Raw genomic sequence first — 12,266 nt, 5'->3', positions numbered from 1 at the left:
CGCTCCAAGGGGATGATTAGGTCGCCGAAAGAGCCGCGGTCCGGCGGGGAACACCGGAAAGGGGGCGGGTCTGGCTACGATGAAGGAGTGAGCAATGGTCCCGACGCCGGCAGCGGCAACCGCGACTGCACCATAATGCACGTGGATATGGATGCCTTTTACGTCTCGGTTGAGTTGCTCAAGCGGCCGGACCTGATCGGCAAGCCTGTCATCGTAGGCGGACTTGGGGGCCGGTCCGTCGTCCTGTCGGCATCCTATGAGGCGAGGCGCTACGGTGTCCGGTCAGCCATGCCCATGGCCGTTGCCCGCAGGCAGTGCCCGCAGGCCGTGGTCCTGGAACCGCACCAGGAGGTCTACCGCACCTTCTCCGGACAGCTGATGCAGATTTTCGAATCCATCACCCCCCTCGTGGAACAGCTCAGCGTTGATGAGGCCTTCCTCGATATCGCCGGATCCATGCGCCGGCTCGGACCGCCCCGCGCCATCGGCGAGCACATCCGCCAGCGGGTTGCCGCCGAGCTGGGCATGACGGCCAGTGTCGGCATTGCCGCCACCAAGTTCGTGGCCAAGATCGCCTCCACCCGGTGCAAACCGAACGGGATGCTGCTGGTGCCCAGGGAACAGACAGTGGACTTCCTCCATACCCTCGATGTTTCCGCGTTGTGGGGGGTTGGGGCCAAGACCCGGGAGGTGCTGGCCCGGGTCGGCATTAATACGGTGGCGGATGTGGCCAACACTCCGCCGACTGTGCTGCGCCGCCTGCTCGGGGCCGTGGGGGACCACGTGTATGAATTGTCGTGGGGGCGTGACGCCCGGACGGTAACTCCGGTGCGGCGGGAAAAGAGCATTGGCGCAGAGGAGACGTTTGCCACCGATGTCAGCGACGACGACGTGCTGCACACCGAACTGCTTCGGCTGGCGCACCGCAGTGCCGTCCGCCTGCGGGCGGCCGGCCTCCAGTGCCGGTCGGTCTCCCTGAAGCTGCGGTACGCGGATTTTACGACGTTGACGCGCACCCGCACCCTTCCCGAGCCGGTGGACAGTGCCCAGATGATCTATGAAACGGTCAAAGGGCTGTTGGCTGCCCTCGGGCCGCGGCCGCAGAGCGTCCGGCTGATCGGGCTGCGGGCGGAGCAGCTCGAGTCCGCCGAAGGTGCGGCCATGCAATTGACCCTGGACGGCCGGGAAGACAACTGGCGCTCGGCTGAAGATGCACTGGACCGGATTAACCGGCGGTTTGGTGAGCTGGGTGTTGTTCCTGCACGGCTCATTGCCCCGTCTCCGCGGAAGCCGCCGCCGGAGCCCGACGCGTTCCCCGGAGGCGCCTCTCCGGACGCCCCGGCCGGCCGCGGATAGGCCGTGCAGCGGTCCGGGACCCCTACCCGGCGGAATACGTAGACCGGCCGCTTTCGTGCGGACCGGTTGCCACCTATCCTTGGACTAAGTGCAAAGCAGCAGCGGGCCTGCGCGGGAACATCCGGCGCCACACGTTCGTTGGTTGGTTTACAGGGGCAGAACCGGACGGCAAGGAGGCAGCAATGGCACTGTCGGAACACGAGCAGCGCTTGCTGGATCAACTGGAGCAGCAATTACATGCCGAAGATCCCAAATTCGCGAACTCAATGGCGACGTCCGCAGGCCGTGGGATCTCGACCAGGCGCATAGTACTCGGCGCTTTGCTGGCCGTAGTCGGGCTGGGCGTGCTGCTGCTGGGAATTACGGAAGCAGGCATCCTGGTCGGCGTACTGGGGTTCCTGATCATGGGGGCAGGCGTCTACTACGCAACCACGCGCGGCCGGAAGAATCCGCCCAAGGCGGCGGACGGGCGCAAGGAGCGGGAGTCGAGCACCCAGCGCGGGTTCATGAATAACCTGGAAAGCAAGTGGGATGAGCGCAAACGCGACCAACCGTAGGCATACCCGCGCAGGCTAAGAGGCCGGCAGGCTCCGACCAGGGATAAAAGGACGCCTGGCCGGGCAGGAAGCGTCAAAAACGGATCCGTTTCGGCGGGTCCTTTTTTGTGCCCTTTTACTGCGGGGATGCGGTGCCCGGAACAATGACGGGCGCCACAACCCCTCCACTTCGCTCCATCCGTATGGATCCGCTTCAATATGCGGATTTTCGATGCGACTCGCCCGGAATTCGACAGGCGAAGGCGTTGACTGTGGAGGGAAGTGGAGTAAAGTGGGGGACATAAGAGGGTAGGGGCGGTACTCAAGGGGTTTACCCCCGATTAGACAGGGCGGTGCGTGATGTTCCTAGGAACACATTCACCGCGTCTGGACGAGAAGGGGAGGCTGATCCTGCCGGCCAAATTCCGTGAGGAACTGGCCGACGGGCTTGTCCTGACCAGGGGGCAGGAGCGCTGCATCTACGTCTTCAGCCAGAAGGAATTCGAACGGGTCCACGAGCAGATGCGGGAAGCTCCACTTTCCTCCCGCCAGGCGCGTGACTACATTCGTGTCTTTCTCTCGGGGGCCTCTGACGAAGTACCGGATAAGCAGGGCCGGGTAACCATTCCCCCGACGCTGCGCTCATACGCAGGACTCGGGCGCGAACTGGTCGTCATCGGCGCAGGCACGCGGGCCGAGATCTGGGATGCAACCGCTTGGCAGAACTACCTGGCAGAACAGGAAACCGCGTTCTCGGAAACCGACGAGGACACGATTCCGGGAATTTTCTAGCAGCACCATCCCAACACCGGGACGAACCGGAGCAGGGTCTTGAATGAGATCTCCCGCCGCCCCACCGCAAGGCCCATCTGGCTTCCCTTCCCCGGAGCCAGACGGTGCGCAGCGGTGAGGCGCGGATGGGGGTCTGGTTTAAGAACCGGCCGCAGCAAAACACAAAACCACACTATGTATGAAAAGGAAGCCGCAGATGAGCGAAGAGCGCCCCACCGAGGAACGGCATGTTCCGGTGCTGCGCGACCGCTGCATCAATCTCCTGGCACCTTCCATCGAAAGTGCCGTTGCTGAGCACGGCCGTGCGGTTGTAGTAGATGCCACCCTGGGCATGGGCGGGCACTCCGAGGCCATGCTGCAGCGTTTTCCCCAGCTGCACGTGATCGGTATTGACCGGGACCGCCAGGCTCTGGCGCTGGCCGGCGAACGGCTGGAACCCTTTGCCGACCGGATTGACCTGGTCCATGCGGTGTATGACGAAATAGCGGACGTCGTCGCGGATCTTGGGTTCGACGGCATCGACGGTGCCCTGTTCGACCTGGGTGTTTCCTCGCTGCAGCTGGATGAGCGGAACCGCGGCTTCGCCTACTCCTACGACGCGCCCCTGGACATGCGGATGGACACCACCCGCGGACGTACAGCTGCGGACATCGTCAACACGTACTCCGAAGCAGAGCTTGTGGGCATCATCCGGAAGTGGGGCGAGGAGAAGTTCGCCGGACGCATCGCCTCGGCCATCGTTGCTGCCCGCGCCGCCAAGCCGTTCACCACTACGGGCGAACTGGTCGAGGCGATCCGCGGGGTTGTCCCGGCAGCTGCTGCGCGAACCGGCGGACATCCCGCCAAGCGGACCTTCCAGGCCCTGCGCATCGAAGTGAACGAGGAACTGGATGTCCTGGAGCGGGCCATCCCGGCGTCACTGTCGGTGCTGAATATGGGTGGACGCGTGGTGGTGATGTCCTACCACTCGCTTGAGGACAAAATCGTCAAGGGTGTCTTCGCTGCGGGCGCACGGTCCTCTGCCCCCAAGGGCTTCCCCGTGGAACTGGAACAACACAAGGCCCAGCTCAAGAGGCTGACCAAGGGCACCGAGGTGCCCACGGACGAGGAGATCGCAGAGAATCCCCGTGCGGCCTCCGCGAAACTCCGTGCAGTAGAACGAATCCGCAAACCCATGGATGGGGCCTGGAAATAATGAGTGAACGTCGGCCATCGGCCCGATTCAGCAGTGTCGCCGGAGGCGCTGTCGTAGGCAACACGGCGCGTGTCCTTGACTGGGATACAGCAGCACCCGCCCCCGCCGTCCGGCGCCGCACCCCGCTGTCCCTGGTGCCCGCCGCCACGCGCCGCAGGCGTGCCCCCTTTGCCGTGTTCTGCTTCGCTGCACTGGTACTCGGGCTGGCCTCGGTGCTGCTGCTCAACATCTCGGTTTCGAGCGGCCAGTACGAACTGGTGCAGCTGCAGAGCCAGAAAGCGGAACTGGCCCAGCGCAACGAAGCACTGACGCAGAAGATCGAGAACCACCAGGCGCCCCAGGTCCTGGCAGCTGCCGCCGCTGACCTCGGCATGGTCTCATCCCCAAGCTTCGGCACCATCGACCTCCGGACACTGGCGGTGACCGGCAGCCCGGAGGCAGCGAAGGAAGGCGAGCCGGCCGAGCTCCTGATCGGTGCGCCGAATGTCTTGACGCAGCCCATTACCCCCGCGCCGTCCGTGGTTCCGGCAGAGCCGCAGGATACGGTTAGGGCAATTGAGCAGGAGGAGGCTGCTGCAGCAGCAGCAGCCGCCGCCGAAGCGGCAGCACTAGCCGAAGCCGAGGCAGCCGCAGCAGCTGCCGCCGCGGCCGCCGTCCCGGAAGCGGCGCCGGAGTCCCAGGACGCCGTCCCTGAAGCGGAACTGAACGGCGGAACCATCCCCGCCCCCGGGCAGCTAAGCGGAAACTGATCCACGCCGGCAGGCAAATCGAAACACTGGCATAAACGAGGACACGTTGTGGCACAAAAATCCGGCCCGGACAACCACAGGGTGGCCATCGTTACCGGACGCCTGCGCGCCGGACTGCTCCTGGCCCTGGCACTGCTGACCGTCCTTGGGCTTCGGCTCTTCTACGTGCAGGCGGTCGACCCCGACGGCATGGCGCAGAGTGCCGTGGACAACCGGCTGGTGACGGTCACCGTACCTGCACTCCGCGGAAGCATCCTTGACTCCAACGGCAACTACCTGGCCCGAAGCGTGGAGCGGTTCGACATTGTCGTGGACCAGCGCCTTTCGCAGGACATCGGCGAGGAATTCAAGCGCCGTGACGCCGAAGGGAAACTCCAGGACGTCACCTTCGACCAGGCGTTTGAGGAACTCGGGGCGGTCCTGGGCCAGGATCCCGGAACCCTGCGCTCCGCCCTGATGGGGGAGAAGGGCTTCAACTTTGTCGCGAAGACCGTAACCCCTGAAGTCAAGGAAAAAGTCCTGGCGGTGAAGTTCCCCGGTGTGTACGCGGACCGGACCACCCTGCGGACCTATCCCTCCGGTGCAGTCGCCGGTTCCATCGTCGGTTTCCTCGGTACCGAGGGTGCCCAGGAAGGCCTCGAACTGACCCAGGACGAGATCCTTGCCGGCGAGGCCGGCAGCAAGACCTACGAAATCGGCGGCGACGGTATCCGCATCCCGTATGCCACCAACGAGGACGTTCCCGTCCACGACGGCGAGTCCATCAAGCTCAGCATCGACCAGGACCTGCAGTGGTTTGCCCAGCAGACCATTGCGGCACAGGTGGAGGAATACGAGGCCGAGTGGGGCAACATCGTGGTGATGGAGGCCGACACCGCCCGGGTGATTGCCCTGGCGGAATCCACTACGGTGGATCCCAACAACCCCGGTGCAACCCCGGCGGAGTCCCGCAAGGCGCGGTCCGTCACGGACTTCTTCGAGCCCGGTTCCACCACAAAGGTCATCACCATGGCCGCCGCGATCGAGCAGGGCCTCACCACTCCCGAAACACGGTTGGAACTGGACGCCACCTATACAGTTGACGGCCAGACCTTCAAGGACGCCGTTCCGCACGGGAAGGTCAAAATGACCGTGGCCGGTGTGCTGGCCAAGTCCATGAACACCGGAACGGTGATGGTTGGACAGCAGCTGACGCCGCAGGAGCGGTATGACTGGCTGCGGAAGTTCGGGATCGGCCAGCCGTTGAACGTCGGACTGAACGGTGAGACGGCAGGTCTGCTGCCGGAGCCCGCCGACTGGGACGGACGGCAGCAGTACACCGTGCTGTTCGGCCAGGGCCTGACGCAGACGGCGCTGCACACGGCAAGCGTCTACCAGACCATTGCCAACGACGGCGTGCGGCTCCAGCCAAGCATCATCGACTCCGTCATCGCGGAGGACGGCACGGAGAAACCGATCGAAAAGGAACCGGGAACGCGGGTTGTCTCCGAAGACACCGCCGGGCAGGTCCGGAACATGCTGGAAACGGTCACCGAGGAGGGCTCCGGCAAGACGGGTGCCCTGAAGCAGTACCGGGTCGGTTCCAAGACGGGTACGGCGGAAGCCCCCGGACCCAACGGCGGCTATTCGGGCTCCACCCTCTCTTATGCTGGTATTGCACCCATGGATGATCCGAAGTACGTGGTTGTGGTGACCCTCCAGCGGCCCCAGGGCGACCTCTACTACATCATTCCGGGCCAGTCCTTCCAGAAGGTCATGGAACAGGCACTCGTCAGCAACAACGTGCCGCCCTCCACGGGTAAGCCTGAGACCTACCCCATTGAGTACTAATTCCTGGAGCATTGAAGTGCCAATAAGTGAAAATTCCCCCACCGGATCCGGTCTTCGTCCCGGCGCCGTGGATCCGGTAACCCTACGCGCAGCGGTGCAGGCACTGCCTGCGGAACTGCGGGACGTTGTGCCCGCCGCCGGGACGGCGGAAGCAGCCTGGGGTACCGAGGTCTCGGGTCTCACGATCAATTCCCGCGAGGTGCTTCCCGGCGACCTGTACGTGGGCCTTGCCGGCGCCCGGCACCACGGAGCGCGCTTCGCCGGTGCGGCTGAGGCCTCAGGGGCCGCCGCCGTCCTCACCGACGCAGCCGGGCTGGAGTACCTCGCCGGCCTGCAGATTCCCGTCTTCGTGGCCGGGGATGTCCGCCGGCTGGTGGGTCCGCTGGCCGCCGCAGTGTTCAACAGCGTTCCGGCGGAGGGGCCCCGCCCCACCCTGTTCGGCATCACCGGCACCAACGGCAAGACCACCACCTCGTACTTCGTGAACTCGCTGCTGCAGGCGCTCGGGCGCACTACCGGGCTGATCGGCACCATCGAGATCCTCGCCGGCGGGGAAGCCATTCCGAGCGTCCTGACCACGCCTGAATCGCCGCAGGTGCACGGGCTGCTGGCCCTCATGCGCGAGCGGAACCTGGACGCAGCCACCATGGAAGTGTCCTCCCACGCGATTACCTACCGCCGGGTGGACGGCGTCCGCTTCGACGTCGCCGGGTTCACCAACCTCACCCAGGACCACCTGGACCTGCACGGGTCCATGGAGGAATATTTCGCTGCCAAGGCCGCGCTCTTCCAGCCAGACCGCGCCCGCCGGGCGGTTGTCACCGTCGACGACGAATGGGGCGCCAAAATGGCAGCCCGGGCCGGGGTGCCCGTGCTGAGCCTGGCCACCGACGGCGCAGCCGGCGACGCGGATTGGTCCGTGGCCGACGTCGAACCGCGCGGGCTCGGACACTCCTTCACTCTCCGCGGTCCCGGGGGCGAGCGGCTCCGGGTCTCCACGGCCCTGCCCGGCACCTTCAACGTTTCCAACGCCGCGCTGGCCACCGTCATGGTGCTGGCCTCCGGCGTCCCGGCGGAAGCCGTACAGGAGGCGCTGGATACCCGTGATCCGTTTACCGTCGAGGTGCCCGGACGCATGCAGCTGATCGGTGAAGAGCCGGCAGCCATCGTTGATTTTGCCCACAACCCCGATGCCCTGACCCGCACGCTTGCCTCCGTGCGGCGTCCCGGCGCCGACGCGCGGGTGATCATCGTCTTCGGTGCCACCGGTGAACGGGACCAGACCAAGCGTCCGCTGATGGGCGCCATCGCGGCCCGCCTGGCCGACGTCGTCATCGTCACCGACGACGATCCGCACGGCGAGGATGCGGCCGCCATCCGCGCGGACGTCCTGCGCGGTGCCGAAGCCGCACGGACCGAAGAGGGCCTGCCCTGCGTCATTGAGGAAGTGGCCCCCCGTGCCGTTGCCATCGACCGCGCCGTGGAACTGGCCCGTCCCCGGGACACCGTGCTGGTGGCCGGCCGCGGCCACGAGGTGTGGCAGGAGGTCATGGGGGAGAACCTTGCCCTCGATGATCGGGTGGAGCTGCGCCGGGCTTTGACAAGATACGGATTCACTGCCCTTTCGAGTGACGGGGTAGAGTCCTAAGTCGTCATGATTGAACTTAATGCAGCCGAAATAGCGGCAATTACAGGCGGCGAGCTGATCGGCCCGGCCGCACAGACTCCGGGTGTCGTCGTGACTTCCGCCACTACGGATTCGCGCGAGGCCGTGCAGGGCTCGCTTTTCATCGCCAAGCCCGGCGAGAACTCAGACGGGCACCTGTTCGTGGACGCGGCTTTTGCCCGCGGCGCCATGCTTGCGCTCGTCGAGCGGCCGGTGGCCAACGACGCCGGCGCACTTTACCCGGCCGTGCTGGTCCCCGACGCTGTCCTCGCCATGGGCACCCTGGCCGCGGAGATTGTCCGCCGGCTCCGTGCACACGGCGAACTGACGGTTATCGGAATCACAGGTTCCGCCGGCAAGACCACCACCAAGGACCTGCTGGCCGGAGTGCTCGGCGAGGCCGGCCCCACCGTCGCACCGGTAGGTTCCTACAACGGCGAGGTGGGCCTTCCGCTGACCGTGTTCACCGCCGGCTACGGCACCCGCTACCTCGTGATGGAAATGGGTGCAACGGGAATCGGACATATCCGCTACCTGGCCGACATGGTGAAGCCGGACATCGGCGTCGTTCTTTTCGTCGGCTCCGCACATGCGGGCGAGTTCGGCGGCGTGGACAACATCGCCGTCGCCAAGGGTGAGCTCGTGGAGGCACTGCCCGCCTGCGGTACCGCCATCCTGAATGCCGACGACGTGCGCGTTGCGGCGATGGCCGGGCGCACCGAGGCACCCGTTCTCTACTTCACCTCCTCGCCCGAGGCAGCGCACGGCGCCAAGAACGCCGTCCGCGCCCTGGACGCACGCACCGACGCGGAAGGCCGGCCCGTCTTCACGCTGCTGCTGCCCGACGGCAGCCGGCACGAAGTCCGCTCCGGACTCATCGGCGCCCACCACACGGCAAACCTGCTGGCCGCCGCTGCCGCTGCCTATGCCGCCGGCATTCCCGGCGCACAGATCGCCGCGGGTCTTTCCGGCCGCACTGCGGCAAGCCGCTGGCGCATGGAGCGCACCGACCGCGCCGACGGCGTCACGGTGATCAACGATGCCTACAACGCGAACCCGGAATCCATGCGCGCTGCCCTGCGCACGCTGGCCGAGCTCGGCCGGGAGCGACGCACCTGGGCAGTCCTGGGCGAAATGCTGGAGCTTGGCGAGGACGCCGTGACCGAGCACGATGCCATCGGCCGCTACGCTGTCCGGCTCAATATTTCCAAACTCATCGTCGTGGGCACCGGCGCCCGTGCCATGCACACCGGTGCGGTCATGGAGGGTTCCTGGGGGGAGGAATCCACCTTCGTGGAGACGGCGGAGGATGCCGAGCGCATCCTCACCGAGTCCCTCGCGCCCGGCGATATTGTCCTGTTCAAATCCTCCAACGGGGCGGCCCTGCGCTTCCTCGGCGATCGGATAGCCTTGACCCCTGTACCACCGTCCGCAGCAACTGATTCGGCGTCCATGCCGGCACGCACCGAAAGGACCGGAGGAGAGAACCTGTGATCTCCCTGCTTGTAGGGTCTTCGCTGGCTCTGGTCTTCGCCTTTGCCGGAACACCCCTGTTCATCCGTTTCCTGGTGCGGAAAGGCTACGGCCAGTTCGTCCGCGACGACGGCCCCACCTCGCACCACACCAAGCGCGGCACCCCCACCATGGGCGGCGCCGTCATCGTGGCGTCCGTGGTGGCTGCGTACTTCCTTACCCACTTCATCAGCGGCCTGCTCGGCTTCGGGTCCTTCAGCCCGACGGCGTCCGGACTGCTGGTCCTGCTGCTCACCGTGGGCATGGGCATGGTCGGCTTCATTGACGACTACACCAAGATCTCCAAGCAGCGCAGCCTGGGCCTGAACGCCAAGGCAAAGATCATCCTGCAGGCCGTGGTGGGCATTACCTTTGCCGTCCTGGCCCTGCAGTTCCCCAATGAGCAGGGGAGGACGCCGGCGTCGACCGCGGTCTCCTTTATCCGGGACACCAACTTCGACCTTGCCTTTGCGGGAACGGTCATCGGCGCGATCCTGTTCGTCATCTGGTCCCTGGTCATCATCACGGGCACCACCAACGGCGTGAACCTCGCCGACGGCCTTGACGGGCTGGCCGCCGGCGCGTCCGTGCTGGTGTTCGGCGCCTACTTCCTGATCGGGATCTGGCAGTACAACCAGAGCTGCGGCTCGCCGGACGCCGGGGGCGTCTGCTACGAGGTCCGCGACCCGATGGACCTGGCCCTGCTGGCCGGTGCCATGGCGGGCGCGCTCATCGGCTTCCTCTGGTGGAACACCTCGCCGGCAAAGATCTTCATGGGCGACACCGGTTCCCTGGCCATCGGCGGTGCCATTGCGGCCTTCGCCATCCTCTCGCGCACCGAACTGCTGCTCGTGATCCTCGCCGGCCTGTTCGTGATCATCACCCTCTCCGTCATCATCCAGGTGGGCTACTTCAAGCTCAGCGGCGGCAAGCGGGTCTTCAAGATGGCTCCGCTGCAGCACCACTTCGAGCTCAAGGGCTGGGCCGAGGTCACCGTGGTGGTCCGGTTCTGGATCATCGCCGGCCTGTGCGTTGCCGTGGCACTGGGCATCTTCTACGCCGAATGGGTGGTGGGACTGTGAGTGCACCGCTTAGCGAACTGACCACCTGGGACGCCGATTGGAGCGGCCTGCGGGTAGTCGTCACCGGTATCGGCCTCTCCGGCTTCTCGGCAGCGGACACGCTGATTGAGCTCGGTGCCCGGGTAGTGGTTGTTGACGCCAGGGACACCGCGGAGAACCGGGCCAAGGCGGACACCCTCCGCATAGTCGGCGCCGCAGGCATCCTGCTGGGCGCCGACGCCGTCGCCGCGCTTCCACAGGTCGACGGCGCGGCCCCCGATCTCGTGGTGACCTCACCGGGCTTCCGGCCCACCCATCCGGTGCTGGCGGCAGCCGCCGAGGCGGATATTCCCGTGTGGGGCGACGTCGAACTCGCCTGGCGGGTACGCATCCGCGAGGGCCGCAAGACAGCCCAGTGGCTGGCGATCACCGGCACCAACGGCAAGACCACCACCGTTTCGATGACCGAAAGCATGCTTCGTGCCGCCGGGCTGCGCGCTATTGCTGCAGGCAACGTAGGCACCCCGATCCTCGACGCGATCCGGGATCCGGAAGGCTATGACGCCATTGCCGTGGAGCTATCCAGCTTCCAGCTGCACTGGACGCACTCCATTTCCCCGCTGGCCAGCGTGTGCCTGAACATTGCCGAAGACCACGTGGACTGGCACGGTTCCTACGAGGCCTATCTGGCCGACAAGGCCAAGATCTACGAAAACACCCAGGTCGCCTGCATCTACAACGCGGAGCAGTACGAGACCGAGCGCATGGTCGAGGAAGCCGACGTCGTTGAAGGCTGCCGCGCCGTCGGCTTCACCACTTCCGTGCCGGCGGTCAGCATGGTTGGAGTGGTCGAAGGACTGCTCGTGGACCGCGCCTTCATTGAGCAGCGCAAGGATTCCGCCGCCGAGCTGGCCGCCATGACGGACCTGGGGGAGTACGCACCCCGGCACATGGTGGCCAACGCGCTGGCCGCGGCCGCGCTGGTGCGTGCCCTCGGCGTCGAACCGGCAGCGGTCCGGGACGGGCTGCGCGCCTACTCACCCGGCGACCACCGGATCCAGCCGGTGGCCCGCCTCAACGACATTCTCTGGGTCAATGACTCCAAGGCCACCAATCCGCACGCCGCATCGGCGTCGCTGGCCGCCTTCACCAGCGTGGTCTGGATTGCCGGCGGACTGTCCAAGGGCGTCAGCTACGACGACCTGGTTGCCGAACACCGCGGCCGACTCAAGGCAGTGGTGCTTATCGGAGCTGACAGCAGCGAGCTGCAGGCAGCCCTGGCACAACACGCACCCGATGTACCGGTCATCCACGCCCTCGGGGAGCAGACTGGGAAGCAACAGCTGTCGGCACCGGTCACCAGCGCCGAAGAGATCATGGTTCGGGCGGTCGCTGCGGCAGCCGCTGCGGCCGGCGCTGGAGACACCGTGCTGATGGCGCCGGCAGCAGCTTCCATGGACCAGTTCACTTCCTATGCCCACCGCGGCGAGGCTTTTATCGAAGCCGTTGCAGGGTATATGGGCGAACAGCAGGCACCGGGACAGGCACAGACTCCAAAGGAGCCCTAGA

At 65.8% G+C, this 12,266-nt stretch carries 10 protein-coding genes; all 10 read left to right on the top strand.

What is annotated here, in order from left to right; translation table 11 throughout:
• Nucleotides 1-135: 135 nt before the first annotated feature.
• The 10 genes from dinB to murD all read left to right on the top strand — a co-directional run bounded on the left by dinB (nucleotide 136) and on the right by murD (nucleotide 12,265).
• Nucleotides 136-1,356, top strand: a complete 1,221-nt coding sequence (gene dinB, locus LOC60_RS15485; RefSeq protein WP_230026643.1) for a DNA polymerase IV — start codon at nucleotides 136-138, stop codon at nucleotides 1,354-1,356.
• A gap of 182 nt (nucleotides 1,357-1,538) precedes the next feature.
• Nucleotides 1,539-1,913, top strand: a complete 375-nt coding sequence (locus LOC60_RS15480; RefSeq protein WP_230026557.1) for a DUF3040 domain-containing protein — start codon at nucleotides 1,539-1,541, stop codon at nucleotides 1,911-1,913.
• A gap of 339 nt (nucleotides 1,914-2,252) precedes the next feature.
• Nucleotides 2,253-2,684, top strand: coding sequence for a division/cell wall cluster transcriptional repressor MraZ (gene mraZ, locus LOC60_RS15475; RefSeq protein WP_230026555.1), 432 nt, complete (start codon nucleotides 2,253-2,255; stop codon nucleotides 2,682-2,684).
• 196 nt (nucleotides 2,685-2,880) lie between these two features.
• Nucleotides 2,881-3,879 carry a 16S rRNA (cytosine(1402)-N(4))-methyltransferase RsmH gene (rsmH, locus tag LOC60_RS15470; RefSeq protein WP_230026553.1) on the top strand — a complete coding sequence of 333 codons (999 nt, stop codon included), beginning with the start codon at nucleotides 2,881-2,883 and terminating at the stop codon, nucleotides 3,877-3,879.
• On the top strand, nucleotides 3,879-4,628 hold the full coding sequence (locus LOC60_RS15465; protein WP_230026551.1) for a hypothetical protein: 750 nt from the start codon (nucleotides 3,879-3,881) through the stop codon (nucleotides 4,626-4,628). The genes rsmH and LOC60_RS15465 overlap by 1 nt, the downstream gene beginning before the upstream one ends.
• Before the next feature lie 48 nt (nucleotides 4,629-4,676).
• The gene (locus LOC60_RS15460) at nucleotides 4,677-6,458 is read left to right on the top strand and encodes a peptidoglycan D,D-transpeptidase FtsI family protein (protein WP_230026550.1); all 1,782 of its coding nucleotides are present in this window, start codon (nucleotides 4,677-4,679) and stop codon (nucleotides 6,456-6,458) included.
• A gap of 16 nt (nucleotides 6,459-6,474) precedes the next feature.
• Complete coding sequence (locus tag LOC60_RS15455) at nucleotides 6,475-8,106, top strand: UDP-N-acetylmuramoyl-L-alanyl-D-glutamate--2,6-diaminopimelate ligase (RefSeq protein ID WP_230026549.1); 1,632 nt, start codon at nucleotides 6,475-6,477, stop codon at nucleotides 8,104-8,106.
• A 6-nt stretch (nucleotides 8,107-8,112) separates the two neighbouring features.
• On the top strand, nucleotides 8,113-9,618 hold the full coding sequence (locus LOC60_RS15450; protein ID WP_230026547.1) for a UDP-N-acetylmuramoyl-tripeptide--D-alanyl-D-alanine ligase: 1,506 nt from the start codon (nucleotides 8,113-8,115) through the stop codon (nucleotides 9,616-9,618).
• Entirely contained in the window at nucleotides 9,615-10,718 is a 1,104-nt protein-coding gene (mraY, locus tag LOC60_RS15445) for a phospho-N-acetylmuramoyl-pentapeptide-transferase (protein ID WP_230026546.1), read from the top strand. Before LOC60_RS15450 ends, mraY begins: the two co-directional genes overlap by 4 nt.
• Nucleotides 10,700-12,265 carry a UDP-N-acetylmuramoyl-L-alanine--D-glutamate ligase gene (gene murD / locus LOC60_RS15440; protein ID WP_230026545.1) on the top strand — a complete coding sequence of 522 codons (1,566 nt, stop codon included), beginning with the start codon at nucleotides 10,700-10,702 and terminating at the stop codon, nucleotides 12,263-12,265. Before mraY ends, murD begins: the two co-directional genes overlap by 19 nt.
• Nucleotide 12,266 lies beyond the last annotated feature (1 nt).

The sequence above is a fragment of the Arthrobacter sp. zg-Y769 genome (genome assembly GCF_020907405.1).
Lineage (GTDB): Bacteria > Actinomycetota > Actinomycetes > Actinomycetales > Micrococcaceae > Arthrobacter_B.
Note: the sequence above shows the minus strand (reverse complement) of the source record. Positions and strands in the feature narration are given on the sequence as shown.